This window comes from Klebsiella sp. KTE92, from assembly GCF_000398905.1.
Classification (GTDB): Bacteria; Pseudomonadota; Gammaproteobacteria; order Enterobacterales; family Enterobacteriaceae; genus Klebsiella; species Klebsiella variicola.
In genome coordinates, this window is the sequence record NZ_KB976100.1 from 1270682 (window position 1) to 1286817 (window position 16136).

General features: G+C 61.3%; 14 protein-coding genes. 4 read left to right on the top strand and 10 right to left on the bottom strand.

The genetic code is table 11. From position 1 onward, the window contains the following. Nucleotides 1-383 precede the first annotated feature (383 nt). The 5 genes from A1WC_RS19135 to A1WC_RS19115 all read right to left on the bottom strand — a co-directional run bounded on the left by A1WC_RS19135 (nt 384) and on the right by A1WC_RS19115 (nt 5447). Nucleotides 384-1088, bottom strand: coding sequence for an ABC transporter ATP-binding protein (locus A1WC_RS19135; protein ID WP_016160447.1), 705 nt, complete (start codon nt 1086-1088; stop codon nt 384-386). Then, complete coding sequence (locus tag A1WC_RS19130; RefSeq protein WP_012542510.1) at nt 1075-1911, bottom strand: ABC transporter ATP-binding protein; 837 nt, start codon at nt 1909-1911, stop codon at nt 1075-1077. Before A1WC_RS19130 ends, A1WC_RS19135 begins: the two co-directional genes overlap by 14 nt. Beyond that, nucleotides 1904-2737: an ABC transporter permease gene (locus tag A1WC_RS19125; protein ID WP_008805558.1), complete on the bottom strand. Its 834-nt coding sequence runs from the start codon at nt 2735-2737 to the stop codon at nt 1904-1906. The genes A1WC_RS19130 and A1WC_RS19125 overlap by 8 nt, the downstream gene beginning before the upstream one ends. Then, on the bottom strand, nt 2737-3759 hold the full coding sequence (locus A1WC_RS19120; protein ID WP_016160448.1) for an ABC transporter permease: 1023 nt from the start codon (nt 3757-3759) through the stop codon (nt 2737-2739). Before A1WC_RS19120 ends, A1WC_RS19125 begins: the two co-directional genes overlap by 1 nt. A 119-nt stretch (nt 3760-3878) precedes the next feature. After that, nucleotides 3879-5447 carry an ABC transporter substrate-binding protein gene (locus A1WC_RS19115; RefSeq protein ID WP_008805560.1) on the bottom strand — a complete coding sequence of 523 codons (1569 nt, stop codon included), beginning with the start codon at nt 5445-5447 and terminating at the stop codon, nt 3879-3881. Between the two features lie 205 nt (nt 5448-5652). On the opposite strand from A1WC_RS19115, the gene A1WC_RS19110 reads away from it, so the two are divergent. Continuing rightward, a complete protein-coding gene (locus A1WC_RS19110) occupies nt 5653-6348 on the top strand; it encodes a GNAT family N-acetyltransferase (protein ID WP_016160449.1) in 696 nt (231 codons plus the stop codon). Nucleotides 6349-6468: 120 nt separating this feature from the next. On the opposite strand, the gene betA is transcribed toward A1WC_RS19110, so the two are convergent. From betA to betI, 3 genes are read right to left on the bottom strand one after another with little or no spacing between them, the layout of a single operon-like run. Continuing rightward, complete coding sequence (gene betA, locus A1WC_RS19105) at nt 6469-8133, bottom strand: choline dehydrogenase (protein WP_016160450.1); 1665 nt, start codon at nt 8131-8133, stop codon at nt 6469-6471. A 13-nt stretch (nt 8134-8146) separates the two neighbouring features. Beyond that, complete coding sequence (betB, locus tag A1WC_RS19100; protein WP_016160451.1) at nt 8147-9619, bottom strand: betaine-aldehyde dehydrogenase; 1473 nt, start codon at nt 9617-9619, stop codon at nt 8147-8149. A 13-nt stretch (nt 9620-9632) separates the two neighbouring features. Then, nucleotides 9633-10220 (bottom strand): transcriptional regulator BetI, encoded by a 588-nt coding sequence (gene betI / locus A1WC_RS19095; protein ID WP_004151671.1) that lies wholly within the window; start codon nt 10218-10220, stop codon nt 9633-9635. A gap of 128 nt (nt 10221-10348) precedes the next feature. Between betI and betT the strand changes: the two genes are divergently transcribed. Next, nucleotides 10349-12382: a choline BCCT transporter BetT gene (gene betT / locus A1WC_RS19090; protein ID WP_016160452.1), complete on the top strand. Its 2034-nt coding sequence runs from the start codon at nt 10349-10351 to the stop codon at nt 12380-12382. A 46-nt stretch (nt 12383-12428) separates the two neighbouring features. Here the strand turns inward: betT and ivy are convergent, their stop codons facing one another. Continuing rightward, nucleotides 12429-12875, bottom strand: coding sequence for an Ivy family C-type lysozyme inhibitor (gene ivy, locus A1WC_RS19085; RefSeq protein WP_008805565.1), 447 nt, complete (start codon nt 12873-12875; stop codon nt 12429-12431). Nucleotides 12876-13099: 224 nt separating this feature from the next. Here ivy and A1WC_RS28510 point away from each other — a divergent pair, with 224 nt between their 5' ends. Next, nucleotides 13100-14356 carry a mechanosensitive ion channel family protein gene (locus A1WC_RS28510; RefSeq protein ID WP_008805566.1) on the top strand — a complete coding sequence of 419 codons (1257 nt, stop codon included), beginning with the start codon at nt 13100-13102 and terminating at the stop codon, nt 14354-14356. Here A1WC_RS28510 and A1WC_RS19075 read toward each other — a convergent pair. Then, nucleotides 14353-15246, bottom strand: coding sequence for a LysR substrate-binding domain-containing protein (locus A1WC_RS19075; RefSeq protein ID WP_016160453.1), 894 nt, complete (start codon nt 15244-15246; stop codon nt 14353-14355). The two genes, A1WC_RS28510 and A1WC_RS19075, sit on opposite strands and share 4 nt — an antisense overlap. A gap of 253 nt (nt 15247-15499) precedes the next feature. Here A1WC_RS19075 and A1WC_RS19070 point away from each other — a divergent pair, with 253 nt between their 5' ends. Next, the gene (locus A1WC_RS19070; protein ID WP_008805568.1) at nt 15500-16105 is read left to right on the top strand and encodes a glutathione S-transferase; all 606 of its coding nucleotides are present in this window, start codon (nt 15500-15502) and stop codon (nt 16103-16105) included. The last annotated feature ends 31 nt before the right edge of the window (nt 16106-16136 follow it).

A 16136-nucleotide genomic window follows, 5' to 3' on the forward strand; every position in this document is an offset into this window, starting at 1 on the left:
TGCGGGCTGCCCCGGCCTGCCGGGAACGTCTCAGCGATGTTGAGGCCGCCAGCATCGGCAGTTTCAGCAACAATGGTGAATAAATTAACGGCAGGCCGCACGAATCCCAGGTCGGGTAAGCGGAGCGCCACCCGACAAAACAACGGCGCATCGGGCTAAGGCGCCGGGCAGCGGGGACAGGGTGCGCTCTGTTGCCCTCACCCCGGCCCTCTCCCACAGGGAGAGGGGGAAAACCGAGCCTCACTCCGGCTCTTCATACACAGGAAGAGGGGGGAAACCGGCAGTTTCAGTCGCCGCAAGTGGGTAAATTAACGGCAGGCCGCACGGACCCCAGGTCGGGTAAGCGAAGCGCCACCCGACAAAACAGCGGGCATCCGCTGGCCTCACCTCATCCGGTGTTCTCCGTTGACCAGCGCTTCGCGATCGAAAAAGCGCTGGATCACACCCTCCGCCATAAACGCCGCCCGATCGGACATATGGGCGATGACGTCGGCATCGTGGCTCACCAGCAGATAGGTTATGCCGTGCTCCTGTTTCAGGCGGTTAAGCAGATTGAGAATTTCCGCCTGCACTGACATATCCAGCGCCGAGGTCGGCTCATCCAGCAGCAGGATCTGCGGGCGCAGCAGCAGGGCGCGGGCAATGGCCACGCGCTGCCGTTGCCCGCCGGAGAGCTGGTGTGGATAGCGGCGGACGGCGTCGGCGGCCAGACCCACCTGCTCAAGGGCGGTGGTCACCCGCGGGGCAACGTCGCGGATGCCGTGGATCTGCAGCGGCTCCGCCAGGGTGCGCCACAGAGTATGGTTGGGATGCAGCGAGGCGTACGGATCCTGAAACACCATCTGCACGTTGCGCCGCAGCGCGCCCTGAAAGCGGGCGCCCGGCGCGATGCCCTGGCCCAGCAGTTCTACGCTGCCGCGCCATTCGCGCTGTAATCCGGCGAGCACGCGCAAAATCGTCGATTTACCGCAGCCGGAGGCGCCGATCAGACTGAAGGTTTCCCCGGCGTCGACACAGAAACTGGCGGCAGAGACCGCCGTCTTCGCGCCGAATGTTACCTGCAAATCCTGAAGATTAACGATCGCCATGGGCCGTCTCCGTAAAGTCCTGGGTTCTGTCGAGGGTCGGCAGCATCTGGCCGTAGGTGTGCGCATTCGGCCGGCAGGTCCACAGGGTGCGGGTATAAGGGTGCGTCGCGCTCGGCAGCGCCGACGCCGGCATCTCATCGACCTGTCTCCCCTGGTACATCACCAGCACGCGATCGCAATGCGCGGCCACCAGCGGCAGATCGTGGCTGATCAGTAGCATGGCCATCTGCCGCTGCGCGCACTGCTCCACCAGCAGCTCGAGGATCTGGTTGCGCAGGCGGGCGTCGAGGGCCGAAGTTGGCTCGTCGGCTATCAGCACCTTCGGGTTATTAAGCAGCGCGAGGGCGATCATCACCCGCTGCCCCATCCCGCCGGAGAGCTCCCCGGGATAGCGGCTGAGGACCGGCAGATCCAGACCGACGGCGGCGATGGCGTCTTTAACCGCCTCGGCGCGCCCACGGCGGCTGAGACGCTGATGCAGGGTTAACGCCTCTTCCAGCTGCGTCTGAATGGACTGCACCGGATTCAGCGCATAGCGCGGATCCTGCAGCACCATAGCGATATCGTTGCCGCGCAGCGCGCGCCAGCCGCGGGCGCTGAGGGTTAGCACATCGCGCCCCAGCACCTCCAGCCGTTCGGCGCTCACCACCCCGGGCTTGCGCACCAGGCCCATCAGCGCCCGGGCGGTCATCGATTTGCCGGAGCCGGATTCGCCCACCAGCGCCAGCCGCTCGTTGCCGAGGGTGAAGCTGACGTTGTCCACCACCCGGGCGGTGGGGTAGTCGACGGCGAGTCCCTGGACGGTCAGTCGGATGTCAGTCATGTTGCGGCTCCAGAATATCGCGCAGGCCATCGCCCAGCAGGTTAAACGCCAGGCTGGCGAGCAGGATCGCCGCGCCGGGGATGGCAGCGATCCACCACTGGTCGAAAATCACCTGCATCCCGTCGGCAATCATCGCTCCCCACTCCGCCATCGGCGGGCGGGCGCCCAGGCCGAGAAAGCCGAGACCGGCGGCGGCGAGGATAATGCCCGCCAGATCGAGCGCCAGCCGGACAATCGCCGACGGCAGACACAGCGGCAGAATATGCCCAATCAGTAGCCGCCAGCCGCGGATGCCCAGCATCTCCGCCGCGGCGAGGTAGTCGCTATGGCGCAGGCGCTGAATTTCGCTGCGCGCCTGACGGGCGTAGGCCGGCCAGGTGGTCAGGGCTAACGCCAGCGCGCCGTTGACCAGCCCCGGGCCGAGCATCGCCACGAAAGCGAAAGCGAGGATCAGCCGCGGCATCGACATCACCACGTCGGTAAAGCGCATCAGTATCCGCTCCAGCCACCCGCCATAGTAGCCGGAGAGGATACCTACCAGCAGCCCGACGGGCAGGGTAATGGCGGTCACCAGCGCCACCAGACCCAGCGCCGGGCGGGTGCCGTAGAGCAGGCGCGACAGCAGGTCGCGGCCGTAGCTGTCGGTGCCGAGCCAGTGTCCCGCCCCCGGCCCCTGCAGGCGGGCGGCGGCATCCTGCCAGTTGGGATCGTGCGGCGCCAGCCACGGGGCGAACAGCGCGGTCAGCACCAGCAGGATCACCAGGGTCAGGCCACTGAAGGCGGCGGGTGAGCGGCGCAGACGGCGTAAAAACAGATAAGTCGGCATCAGCGCACCCTCGGATCGGTTAACCGCACCAGCAGGTCGGTCAGGTTATTGATCAGCACAAAACTCACGCCAATCAGCAGCGTGCCGCCCATGATCGCCGTGGTATCTCCGGCGAACAGCGCGGTGGTGAGGTAGCGGCCGATCCCCGGCCACGAGAAGACGGTTTCGGTGAGCACCGCCCCTTCGAGCATGGAGGTCCAGGCTAGAGCGGTCACCGTCAGCAGAGTGCCGCGGATATTGGGCAGGACGTGGCGCAGCAGAATCGTCATCTCTCCGGCCCCTTTGGCCCGCGCCAGCAGAATGTACTCTTTGTTCATCTCGCTCAGGCAGGCGGAGCGGGTCAGGCGGGTGATGCTCGCCAGCGAGTAATAGCCCAGCACCAGCACCGGCAGCGCCAGATGGCCGATCGCATTTTTAAACGCCGCGGTATCGCCGGAGAGCCAGGTGTCGATCAGCGCAAAACCGCTGCGCGGCTCGACGGTGTACTGATAAATATCGTCGAGGCGACCCGGGCCCGGCGCCCACTGTAGCCGGGCGTAGAACAGGGCCAGCATCAGCAGGCCGAGCCAGAATATCGGCACCGAGTTGCCCAACAGGGTAAAGGTGCGCACCGCCAGATCCCACGGTGAACCGACGTAACGCGCGCACAGCACCCCGGCGACGATGCCCAGTACCGCGCCGACGATCAGCGCCAGGGTCGCCAGCTCAAGGGTGGCCGGGAAGACGGCCAGCAGATCGTGGAGCACCGGCTGGCCGGTGGCGCTGGCGATACCGAGATCGCCATGAGCCAGGTTGATTAGGTAGTGCCAGAACTGCACCGGCAGCGGCTGGTCGAGACCCAGCTGATGGCGAACCTGGTCATAGGTCGACTGGCTGGCATGGTCGCCGACGATCTGCAGTACGCGGTCGACGGGCGACAGCGCGGAGAGCGAGAAGGTGACCAGCAACAGCCCGAACAGCGTGAGCAGCAGCGTCAACAGCCCCTGCAGCAGGCGGGTAAGGTGAGTGGAAAACGATGGCATGGAAAATGGAAATTCCTGGTATATCAGCATGATTCCCGACGGCGCGACGCCCGCCGGGCCCGGGTGGCGAAACGGTCATCCGGGCAGGCGAGGCCGCCGTGCCCGGTGACATAACCCGCTTACTTGGTCACGTTATCGTACCAGACCATATCGGCGTTCAGCCCCTGCTGATAGCCCTTCACGTTATCGCGTACCACGATCTGGGTTTTCCCCTGGTCAATAAAGACGTATGGCGAATGCTGCAGCAGGGATTCCTGCATCGTTTTGTACAGATCGAGGCGTTTCGCCGGGTCCGGCTCCGCCACCGCGGCGAGGGTGGCTTTATTCAGCTCAGGGATCTGCCAGCCGTTGAGCCCGGCCACGGTGCTGGATTTACCATCGTTCCAGGCAAAGGCGCTGGCGTTGGAATGCGCATCAAAGTAGTCCGGGATCCACAGGCGGATCGCCGCCTGATGCTGCTTCGCGCGTACCCGGGCATAAACCTGGCTGCCGGCGGCCGGCAGCAGATCCACTTTCACCCCGCCCTGGGCAAAGCTGGCCTGCAGCGACTGGGCGATGGTGATAAACGGCGGTTTGTTCTCCACGTCGAGGGTGAAGTGGGCATCCTTAATGCCCGCTTTATCGAGGATAGCCTTAGCTTTTTGCGGGTCGAAGGTGAACGGATTGGTCTCCAGCGCCCCCGGCAGGCCGGCCGGCAGGAAGCTTTGGTGAATAAAGTACTGGCCTTTCAGCAGGTTTTTGGTGATGCCCTCATAATCGACCAGCCAGCGCGCCGCCTCCCAGAAGGCCGGATTATTCAGCAGCGGGTTGGCGCTGTTGGCGGTATTAAACACCAGATAGTTCTGCTCGGCGGACGGGATGCTCAGCACCTTCACGCCGGGTTTATCCTGCAGGGCGGCAATCTGGTCAGCGCCGAGATCGCGCGCCACGTCGGCATCCCCCTGCTGGATCAGCAGGCGGCGGGAAGCCGGGTCGGGGACGTTTTTAATAATGATGCTCTTGATCTTCGGCGCGCCGGTGGGGGAGCTGGCGTTGGCTTCCAGCACGATGGCCTGATGCGGCTGGTAGACGCGCATTTTATAGGCCCCGCTGCCCGCCGAGTGCATCTTCAGCCAGTCGTTGCCGAAGTCATTATTTTTCGCGTTCGGCGCCACCTGTTTTTCATCAACGATGGAGGCGATAGGGGTGGAGAGAATATTCAGCGCCACCGCCGGGCTGACGTCGGCGGTCCAGTGCAGCGTCAGGGTATGGTCATCAATCTTTTTCAGCTGGCTGGCGATGTTGTCCGGCTGCCAGCCGAGCACGTTGAGAATAAACGCCGGCGATTTATTCAGCGTCACCGCACGGGTGTAAGAGAAAATCACATCTTCCGGGCGCAGCGGATTACCGGAGGCGAATTTAGCATCCGGCTTCAGTTTGATGGTCAGGGTTTTCGCCGCCGGATCGGCCTGCCAGCTTTCGGCGAGGATCGGTACGATTTTTTCAGGGTTGTTGCGGTCCGGCTGCACCAGACGCTGATAGAGGCTGGGGACCGTCTGAATGCTGGAGAGTTCGTTCGCTTCCGCCGGGTCGAGGCTGACGATATCGTCGAGACCCTGGGCGACCACCAGCGTGTTGGGCGGTGTAGCGGCATGCGCGGCGGCGGTGAGCGCCGTCAGTACCAGTAAAGGCAACAGTTTTTTGGTCATGTGCAATCCCTGAAAAATGGTTGTTTTAATTTTTTATGCCTCGCTACGTTAGGCCGCTTGCCAAAAGGCGTAAAGTCAAAATAAGGATATCCTTATGCTAAAAACGCATATTCAAGAACGACAGGTTATTGCCGGCCGCGCAGAAGCGTCTTTCTCCGCTTCTGGCTTCTTGCTATAACAAATCGTCTATTGCAAGGAGGTGGGTGTGCCGGAAATCAATGAGTTTGGCCAGCAGGTGAACGACCTTGTTCCTGGCTGGCAGGGGGCGCAAGTCCTGCGGCGGACGGCGTTAAATGGCCGTTTTTGTCGACTGGAGCCGCTGGACGTTGACCGTCATGCGGCGGATCTGTTTGCCGCCTATGCGCTCGGCGACAACAGCGACTGGACGTGGCTGGCGTCTACGCGGCCGGAGAGCGTGGCGGCGACCGCCCACTGGATCGCGGGCAAGGTGAATGATGATGCTCTGGTGCCGTATGCGGTGGTTGACCTGCGTAGCGAGCAGGCGGTGGGCATCGTCAGCTATCTGGCGATCGAGCGGGAAATGGGCACGGTTGAGATCGGCCATGTCACCTGGTCGCGACGGATGAAAAACACCCCGCTGGGTACCGAAGCGGTCTGGCTGTTACTGAAGAACGGCTTTGACCATGGCTACCGTCGGCTGGAGTGGAAATGCGATTCGATGAATGTTGCCTCGCGCCGGGCCGCCGAGCGGCTGGGCTTTAGCTGGGAAGGACGTCTGCGGCAGAGGCTGGTGCGTAAAGGGCGGACGCGCGACAGCGATATGCTGTCCATCATCGACGGCGAGTGGCCTGCGCGCGATGCGGCGCTGCGGGCGTGGCTGGCGGCGGAGAACTTTACTGCCGACGGGCAGCAGATCAAACGCCTTGAGTCATTTCGCTAACATCACCCTATGTGGTCAAACCCGGGAACGGCACCCCGGTCGCGCTGCGCTTACCGGGGCTACGTTACATTGCCTCAGGGTAGGCCGGGCAAGGCGTAGCCGCCGCCCGGCATTGACCCGTTAACGGCGAACCGGCGCTTCGCCAGCGACATAATACGCCGCGGTGCTGCGCGGCAGCGGCTGGCGGCCGCGAATGGCGTCAGCCATCTTCTCGCCGATCATAATGGTGGTGGCGTTGAGGTTGCCGGTGATGATCTGCGGCATAATCGAGGCATCGACCACCCGCACGCCTTCCAGACCGTGGACGCGGCCCTCGCCATCGACCACCGCCATCTCGTCGTAACCCATCTTACAGGTCCCGCACGGGTGGAACGCGGTCTCGGCGTGGTTGCGCACAAACTCATCCAGCTCGGCATCGCTCTGGCATTCTATTCCCGGACTGATTTCGCGGCCGCGATACTTATCCAGCGCCGGCTGGTTCATGATTTCGCGGGTAATGCGGATGGCGTCGCGGAACTCCTGCCAGTCCTGCTCATGGGACATATAGTTAAACAGGATCGCCGGATGGGCGTGCGGGTCGCGCGACTTCAGGCGCACGTGGCCGCGGCTGGGCGAACGCATTGAACCGACGTGGCACTGGAAGCCGTGCTCTTTCACCGCGTTGGAGCCATTGTAGTTAATCGCCACCGGCAGGAAGTGGTACTGAATGTTCGGCCAGGCGAATTCTGCGCGGCTGCGGATAAAACCGCCCGCTTCGAACTGGTTGCTGGCGCCGATGCCGGTGCCGCCGAACAGCCACTCGGCGCCGATCTTCGGCTGGTTCCACCACTGTAGCGCCGGGTAGAGCGACACCGGCTCTTTGCATTCATATTGCAGATACATCTCCAGATGGTCCTGCAGGTTCTCACCCACGCCGGGGAGATCGTGCACCACCGGGATATCGAACTGCCTGAGCAGCTCCGGGTTACCCACGCCGGAGCGCTGCAGGATCTGCGGCGAGGCAATCGCCCCGGCGCACAGCAGCACCTCTTTGTTGGCCGTCGCTTTTGACGGGATCGTGCTTTCTCCCTCCAGCCACTCGACGCCCACCGCGCGCTTGCCGGCAAAAATAATGTGATCGGTCAGCGCATGGGTGCGGATGGTCAGGTTCGGGCGCCCTCGCGCCTGGTCGAGATAGCCGCGGGCGGTACTGGCGCGACGGCCCTGCGGCGTCACGGTGCGGTCCATCGGGCCAAAGCCTTCCTGCTGGTAGCCGTTGAGATCGTCGGTACGCGGATAGCCCGCCTGCACCCCGGCTTCAACCATCGCCTCGAAGAGCGGATTATTGCCCGGCTTCGGTGTCGTCACGCTCACCGGGCCATCGCCGCCGTGATAGTCGTTAGGCCCGATATCGCGGGTTTCCGCTTTCCGGTAGTAGGGCAGGCAGTTGAGATAGCTCCAGTGCTCCAGACCCGGCTCTTTGGCCCAGTTGTCCAGATCCATCGCGTTGCCGCGAATGTAGCACATGCCGTTGATCAGCGACGAGCCGCCCAGTCCTTTGCCGCGTCCGCACTCCATGCGGCGATGGTTCATGTACGGCTCAGGTTCGGTTTCGTAGGCCCAGTTGTAGCGTTTGCCCTGCAGCGGGTAAGCCAGCGCGGCGGGCATCTGGGTGCGGAAGTCGAACCGGTAGTCCGGGCCGCCGGCTTCCAGCAGCAGGACGGTGGTGTTTGGATCTTCAGTCAGTCGTGTTGCCAGAACGTTGCCGGCGGAGCCGGCGCCAATAATGATGTAGTCAAATTGCAAAAAAACCTCCCGGTTAAAATATGGACTGGAATTTACCCATCTCAACCTGGATGGACTTCACCTGGGTGTAACTCTGCAGCGTCATGACGCCATTCTCGCGGCCAATGCCGGAGTGCTTATAGCCGCCAACCGGCATCTCCGCCGGGGATTCACCCCAGCTGTTGATCCAGCAGATGCCGGCTTCCAGCTGGTGGATAAGACGGTGGGCACGGTTGAGGTTGGGCGTCACCACGCCGGCGGCGAGGCCGTATTCGGTGGCGTTGGCGCGGCGAATGACCTCCGCTTCGTCGGTATAGCTGAGGATCGACATCACCGGGCCGAAGATCTCTTCGCGCACGATGGTCATCTCGTCGTTACAGTCGGTAAACACCGTCGGGGCGACCCACGCGCCGTTATCGAAACCGTCGCCTTTCAGCGCCTCGCCGCCGCACAGCAGGCGCGCGCCTTCGCGTTTGCCGCTCTCGATATAGCGCAGAACGTTGTCGCGATGGGGGAAGCTGACCAGCGGGCCGAAGTTGGTGTCATCGGCAAACAGATCGCCGGGGCGGATGCGGCCCACGTGTTCGAGGATCTTGTGCTCGAATTCCGCCTTCCGTTTCGCCGGGACAAACACCCGGGTGCCGTTGGTACACACCTGACCGGAGCTGTAGAAGTTGGCCATCATGGCGATATCGGCGGCGAGGTCGAGGTCGGCATCGTCTGCGATAATCAGCGGCGATTTACCGCCCAGCTCCATGGTGACCTCTTTCAGCGACGATGCCGCGGAGTTGGCCATCACTTTTTTGCCGCTGGCGACGCCGCCGGTGAAGGAGATTTTGGCGATACCCGGATGTTCGGTCAGATACTGGCCGGTCTCCGCGCCGATCCCTGGCAGGACGTTAAACACCCCGTCCGGCAGGCCCGCTTCGCTGTAAATTTCCGCCAGCTTGAGGGCGGTGAGCGGGGTGACCTCGCTCGGTTTGAAAATCATCGCATTGCCGGCGGCCAGCGCCGGCGCCGATTTCCACAGGGCGATCTGGATCGGGTAGTTCCACGCGCCGATCCCGGCTACCACCCCCAGCGGTTCGCGACGGGTATAGACGAAGGAACTGTCGCGCAGCGGGATCTGGCTGCCTTCCAGCGCCGGGATCAAGCCAGCGTAATACTCCAGCACGTCGGCGCCGGTGACGATATCGACGGCGGCGGTTTCGCTGAGGGGTTTACCGGTATCCAGCGTCTCCAGCCGCGCCAGCTCATCGTTGCGCTGGCGCAGAAGGTCGACGGCGCGACGCAGGATGCGCGAGCGTTCCATGGCGGTCATCGCCGCCCAGATTTTTTGCCCACGCTGCGCGCTTTCAACGGCGCGGTCGACATCCTCGCGTCCGGCAGCCTGAACGGTCGCCAGCACCTCGCCAGTGGCAGGGTTGATGGTCTCGAAGGTGCGACCGCTGGTGGCCGATGTATAACCACCATTAATATAAAGCTGCTGTTCTGCCATTCGGGACATAACGCCTCCTCGGTTATGGGTTCGGTAAATGCTGACGAATAAAGTGGCTGGTCAGCGACTGCGCCAGCGTCTTATCCAGCGGTTTGCCGCTGAGCGCCGCCCGCAGCCACAGGCCGTCTATCAGCGCCGCCAGCCCGTAGCCGGCCTCCTGCGCCTGCTCGCGCGGCAGCTCGCGGCGGAATTCGTACACCAGGTTCGACAGCAGCCGACGGCTGCTGACCTGCTGTAACCGATAAAGCATCGGCTGGTGCATGCTGCTGGCCCAGAAGGCCAGCCAGGCCTTCATCGCCGCGCTGCTGATCTGCGTCTCATCAAAGTTGCCGCCGACAATCGCCTGCAGGCGCTGGCTGGCGCTGCCGTCCGGCAGGGCGTGCAGACGGTTGAGCACCGCGTCGCGCAGCTGGCTGGTGATGTCGCGCATGGTCGCCTCCAGCAGACCATTTTTATCTTTGAAATAGTGACTGATGATCCCCGTCGATACGCCCGCCCGTCGGGCGATCTGCGCGATGGTCGCATCATGCATTCCGACTTCATTTATAGCGTCCAGCGTGGCGTCGATCAGTTGCCTGCGCCGGATTGGCTGCATCCCCAGTTTGGGCATTTTTGCCACTCCATTCATCAGCGTTGGTTAACTATTAAAGCGGTTTTTGATTGGACGTTCAATATAAAATGTGTCTTAATTGTTACGTTATTGAATTTTAATAGTTACAAAAACAGTGGGGATACTGGATGACAGATCTTTCGCAAAACAGAGAAAAGGACAAAATCAATCCGGTGGTTTTTTATACCTCGGCCGGACTGATTTTGTTGTTTTCCCTGATGACGATCTTTTTTCGCGATTTTTCTGCCGAGTGGATTGGGCGCACCCTCGACTGGGTGTCGAAAACCTTCGGCTGGTACTATCTGCTGGCGGCGACGCTGTATATCGTCTTCGTCGTCTGCATTGCCTGCTCGCGCTTCGGCTCGGTGAAGCTCGGGCCGGAGCAGTCAAAGCCCGAGTTCAGCCTGCTGAGCTGGGCGGCGATGCTGTTCGCCGCCGGGATCGGTATCGACCTGATGTTCTTCTCGGTCGCCGAGCCGGTGACGCAATATATGCAGCCGCCGGAAGGGGCGGGGCAGACCATCGAGGCGGCGCGCCAGGCGATGGTCTGGACGCTGTTTCACTATGGCTTAACCGGTTGGTCAATGTATGCCCTGATGGGTATGGCGCTGGGATACTTTAGCTATCGTTATAATTTGCCGCTCACCATCCGCTCGGCGCTGTACCCGATTTTTGGCAAACGGATCAATGGGCCCATCGGCCACAGCGTCGATATTGCGGCGGTGATCGGCACCATTTTCGGCATCGCCACCACCCTCGGTATCGGCGTCGTGCAGCTCAACTACGGTCTGAGCGTGCTGTTCGATATTCCGGACTCGCTGGCGGCAAAAGCGGCGCTGATTGCGCTGTCGGTGATCATCGCCACCATCTCGGTCACCTCCGGGGTGGACAAGGGCATCCGCGTGCTCTCCGAGCTGAACGTCGCCCTCGCGCTGGGGTTGATCCTGTTCGTGCTGTTCATGGGCGATACCTCCTTCCTGCTCAATGCGTTAGTGTTGAACGTCGGCGACTACGTCAACCGCTTTATGGGCATGACGCTGAACAGCTTCGCCTTCGACCGGCCGGTGGAATGGATGAATAACTGGACGCTCTTTTTCTGGGCGTGGTGGGTGGCCTGGTCGCCGTTTGTGGGCCTGTTCCTGGCGCGCATTTCGCGCGGACGCACCATCCGCCAGTTTGTGATGGGCACCCTGATTATTCCGTTCACCTTTACCCTGCTGTGGCTATCGGTGTTCGGCAACAGCGCGCTGTATGAGATTATTCACGGCGACGCGGCCTTTGCCGAGGAGGCGATGGTCCACCCGGAACGCGGATTCTACAGCCTGCTGGCGCAGTACCCGGCGTTTACCTTTAGCGCGTCGGTGGCGACCATTACCGGTCTGCTGTTCTACGTCACCTCCGCCGACTCCGGCGCGCTGGTGCTGGGGAACTTCACCTCGAAGCTGAAGGACATCAACAGCGACGCCCCGAACTGGCTGCGCATCTTCTGGTCGGTGGCCATCGGTCTGTTGACCCTCGGGATGCTGATGACCAACGGCATCTCGGCGCTGCAGAACACCACGGTGATCATGGGTCTGCCGTTCAGCTTTGTGATTTTCTTCGTGATGGCCGGACTGTATAAATCCCTGAAAGTGGAAGATTACCGCCGGGTCAGCGCCAGTCGCGACACCGCCCCGCGTCCGATGGGCCTCCAGGATCGTCTGAGCTGGAAGAAGCGCCTGTCGCGGCTGATGAATTACCCGGGCACGCGCTATACCAAACAGATGATGGAGACGGTGTGCTACCCGGCGATGGAAGAGGTAGCCCAGGAGCTGCGGCTGCGCGGCGCCGCAGTGGAACTGAAGAGCCTGCCGCCGGAAGAGGGCGAGAACCTGGGCCACCTCGATCTGCTGGTGCACATGGGCGACGAGCAGAACTTTATCTACAAGATCTGGCCGCAGCAGTACTCGGTGCCGGGCTTTACCTATCGGGCGCGCAGCGGGAAATCCACCTATTACCGGCTGGAGACCTTCCTGCTGGAGGGCAGTCAGGGTAACGACCTGATGGACTACAGCAAAGAGCAGGTGATCACCGATATTCTCGACCAGTACGAACGGCACCTGAACTTTATCCATCTGCATCGGGAAGCGCCGGGGAACAGCGTGATGTTCCCGGATGGCTAATCAGGGAAGCCCCCGTCGGGAAAAGGCTGACGGGGGCGACGGGCGGTTACGGGTAGTTAAAGGCGTCCGGATGGTTGTCGAGGCTACCGCTGAGGGCGGCAAACAGCACGGTTTTGCCATCGATGGACAGGGCATCGCTGACGTTAAGCCAGGTCAGCTTCTCCTGGTCGGTTTTTTCATCGACCACCGAGTAAACGCCGGACATCTGTTGGCTTTTCTCCGACCAGATCACCGCGATACGTTCATGGCCGCAGTCGTGGGGTTTGCAGGCGCTTAACACCTGCCAGGATTCGCTACCCAGTTTCACCGTCTGCGCCGGTGAACCGGTGCCGCCGGTGGTTACCCAGGCGGGCAGCTGATGGCCTTTGACCATCTGGTTAAACGACGCCCGGGTGGCGGCATCGTGGGCCAGACTGTTCAACGTGACATCGCCTTGCGCCATGACGCTGGCGGAGGCGGCTAAGGTGATAATAGCGGTAAGCGCTTTAAACATGTTTCCTCCTGGACTTATTCCGTCCTCATAACAAGCCTCTTTATAGTGAGCGTAGGGAATGATTAATGCAAACTCTGACATATTTTCTGTGAATGATTAGAAGCGGTGCGCGCATGGACGTTACGCTAAGCGATATGCCATGATGCGGATTGATTTATTTTCCAAATATATGCCCTTGTGATAAAGCAGTCAGCGAAATGGCATAGTTATTCAGGCGATAAAGCATGGCGTATGTGAATCATCTACTGACGTTTATTGAGAGTAATCCGGCGCTGGCGGTGGGGTTTAATCTTATTCTGCTGCTGGTCTCCGGCATATTTGCCCATCTTTTATGCAAGTTCTTGCTGATTAAAGTGGTGCGTAAGGTCTTCTTTAGTAGCCACAAACAGGATGTGCCGCTGGAGAAGGATCGACGCATCGCCGAAAAACTGTCCAATTTCATTCCGGTTATTATCGTCTATTACGTCCTGCAGTTTATGCCGGCGATGCCGGCATCGCTGGTGACGGCGATTAATACCATCTGCGGGATCTTGTTTTTTATTTTTATGTCGGTGTTTTTCAACGAGATGCTGGATATTGTCAACAGCTCTTATCTGCGAAAGACCAAACGTAAAAATCATTCCATTAAGGGCTATATCCAGATAGGCAAAATCTTAGTTCACATCCTGGCGGCGATTATGATCCTCGCCGTGATGTCGAACAAATCGCCGATCATTATTATCTCCAGTCTGGGGGCCGTGGCGGCGGTGCTGATGATCGTGTTCCAGCATACCCTGCTGTCGCTGGTGGCGAACGTTCAGCTGTCGTCTAACGACGTGCTCCAGTTGGGGGACTGGATTGAAATGCCTGACAAGAACCTCAGCGGTGAAGTGACGGATATCGCGCTGCACACCATTACCATCCGCAACTGGGACAATACCATCTCCCGCATCCCGACGAAGAATTTCCTCACCGAGACCTATACCAACTGGCAGGCGATGTTCTCCTCCGGGGCGCGGCGGATCATGCGCAGTATCGCCATCGATCAGCACTCGGTGCGTTTTCTCGACCAGGAGATGCTCTCCTCGATGCTAACCATCCGCGGGGTGAGTGAGCCTTTGGGCACGCTGCTTGACGGCCGGGATCCCGGCGGCGTGGCCGATCGCTGGTTTGTCGATAACGGGCTGACCAACCTGACCCTGTTTCGCCACTATCTGATGCACTATCTCGCCGAGCGACCGGATATTATTAAGGAGATGTACATTGTGGCGAGAACGCTGAAACCGTCGCCGTCGGGCATCCCGCTGGAGATTTACTGCTTCACCTCCTCGACGCTGTGGAAAGACTACGAAAACACCCAGTCGGCGATATTTGAGTACATTACCGCGGTGGCCGGACAGTTTTCCCTGCGACTTTATCAGTATCCCGCCGGGCACGATTTCTGGCGTCTCTCCCAGGAGCATGCCGCCCGGACGGGCCTGCCGCCGTCGGCCGAAGGCTAAGCGCTGATTTGCTGGCGCCAGAGGGCGATCTCCTCCTCCAGCCAGGCGATGAACCGGGCGACTTCCGGCCGGTTCTCCGCCTGCGGGGAGAGGATCAGCCAGTAGTGCCAGGGGTAGGGGACGGTGACGGCGGTGAGCTGCACCAGCTCGCCGCGGGCTATCGCCCCCGCCACCAGCGAGCGCCGCTCCAGCGCTACGCCGGCCCCCAGGCGGACCGCCTCCAGCACCAGATTGGAGTCGTTCAGGCGCAGGCCCGCGGGGACGATCGGCTTTTCCAGCCCCGCCTGGCTGCACCAGGCGTTCCAGGACTCCATGGAAAAAATAATATCGCTGGCGGCGATCGCCTGCGGGGTGGTCGGCAGGTCGCCGCTGCGATAGTGCGGCGCGGCCACCACCAGTTGTTCATCGGCAAACAGATGCCGGCTTTCCATCCCCTCCCAGTCGCCTTGCCCCATGCGAATGGCCAGATCGATACCCTCCTGTTGCAGGTTAACCACCGCCAGGCTGGTCAGCAGGCGCACCGCGATCTGCGGATGCCGCGCCTGAAAGCGCGCCAGCCGCGGCAGCAGCCAGTGGCAGCCAAAGGAGGGGAGCGTCGCCAGGGTCACTTCCAGGGTGCGGGGTTTGATCTGCACCATGCGCGTGGCGTCGGCGATGTGCTGTAACGCCTCGCGGATTTGCAGGGCATAGAGCCGTCCTTCTTCCGTGATGCGCACCCCGCGGCCGTGGCGGATAAACAGTGTGACGCCGACCAGCGCTTCCAGCTGTTTGATGTGCTGGCTGACCGCCGAATGGGTCACGCTCAACTCGTGGGCGGCCTGCGTCACGCTGCCGAGGCGCGCCACCGCCTCAAAGCTGCGCAGGCTGGCGACAGGAGGAAAATCTGCCATGGTGGTTTCTCTGTCAGTGAGTCGATACGTTAACGTTACTACCGGGTTAGCGGCTTTTAAAGCCGCTGCAAACAGGCTGAAAAGGAGCCAAATGCTGCCTCAGTCGGTATAGCACAAGGGGAACTGGAGGGCTACCGCGAATCGCCAATCTGTTAGTTTGACTAACCATTGCGGTAAGTATCCCGTGATATTCGCGGCCTCGGTTTTCCAGTAAGGTAAAGCCGCAACCCCTTTATCGCAGGCAGGAGTGACGATGAAACTCATTGGTATGATGGATTCACCTTATGTAAGACGCGTGGCGGTTTCTCTGGCACTCTATGGCGTGGAATTCGAGAGCCTGCCGCTCTCGGTCTTTAGCGGCTTTGACGAATTTTCCCGTATTAATCCGGTGGTCAAGGCGCCGACGGTGGTGTTCGATAACGGGACGCAGCTGATGGACTCGACCCTGATCCTCCACTATTTCGAAACGACCAATCCCACCGGGCGCCGGCTGCTTCCCGCGCATCCCGAGGCGCTGGCCCGCGATCTGCACCTGCTGGGGGTGATCCTCGCCGCCAGTGAAAAAGCGGTCCAGCATGTTTATGAGCACCGTCTGCGGCCGGAAGAGAAGCAGCATCAGCCGTGGATAGCCCGGGTGACCGGCCAACTGCTCGCCGCCTGTCGGGAATGGGACGCCCGGCTGGCAGACCGCGCCGCCGCCGCGCAGCCGGATCAGGTGCTGGTCACCAGCACGGTGGTCTGGTCCTTTATCCAGTTGATGATCCCGGCGGTGGTGTCGGCAGCGGCGTTTCCTCATATCCGCGCGCTGGCGGAGAAGGGGGAGGCGCTGCCGGTATTTCAACAGTATCCGCTGGTTTAACGGCGGGGGGCGCGTTGGATTGCAGCCGGAC

What these genes read in the sequence shown, in the direction of transcription:
- A1WC_RS19135 (WP_016160447.1), bottom strand. Translation starts at nt 1,088, where the DNA reads ATGGCGATCGTTAATCTTCAGGATTTGCAGGTAACATTCGGCGCGAAG.
- A1WC_RS19130 (WP_012542510.1), bottom strand. Translation starts at nt 1,911, where the DNA reads ATGACTGACATCCGACTGACCGTCCAGGGACTCGCCGTCGACTACCCC.
- A1WC_RS19125 (WP_008805558.1), bottom strand. Translation starts at nt 2,737, where the DNA reads ATGCCGACTTATCTGTTTTTACGCCGTCTGCGCCGCTCACCCGCCGCC.
- A1WC_RS19120 (WP_016160448.1), bottom strand. Translation starts at nt 3,759, where the DNA reads ATGCCATCGTTTTCCACTCACCTTACCCGCCTGCTGCAGGGGCTGTTG.
- A1WC_RS19115 (WP_008805560.1), bottom strand. Translation starts at nt 5,447, where the DNA reads ATGACCAAAAAACTGTTGCCTTTACTGGTACTGACGGCGCTCACCGCC.
- betB (WP_016160451.1), bottom strand. Translation starts at nt 9,619, where the DNA reads ATGTCCCGAATGGCAGAACAGCAGCTTTATATTAATGGTGGTTATACA.
- betI (WP_004151671.1), bottom strand. Translation starts at nt 10,220, where the DNA reads ATGCCCAAACTGGGGATGCAGCCAATCCGGCGCAGGCAACTGATCGAC.
- betT (WP_016160452.1), top strand. Translation starts at nt 10,349, where the DNA reads ATGACAGATCTTTCGCAAAACAGAGAAAAGGACAAAATCAATCCGGTG.
- ivy (WP_008805565.1), bottom strand. Translation starts at nt 12,875, where the DNA reads ATGTTTAAAGCGCTTACCGCTATTATCACCTTAGCCGCCTCCGCCAGC.
- A1WC_RS28510 (WP_008805566.1), top strand. Translation starts at nt 13,100, where the DNA reads ATGGCGTATGTGAATCATCTACTGACGTTTATTGAGAGTAATCCGGCG.
- A1WC_RS19075 (WP_016160453.1), bottom strand. Translation starts at nt 15,246, where the DNA reads ATGGCAGATTTTCCTCCTGTCGCCAGCCTGCGCAGCTTTGAGGCGGTG.
- A1WC_RS19070 (WP_008805568.1), top strand. Translation starts at nt 15,500, where the DNA reads ATGAAACTCATTGGTATGATGGATTCACCTTATGTAAGACGCGTGGCG.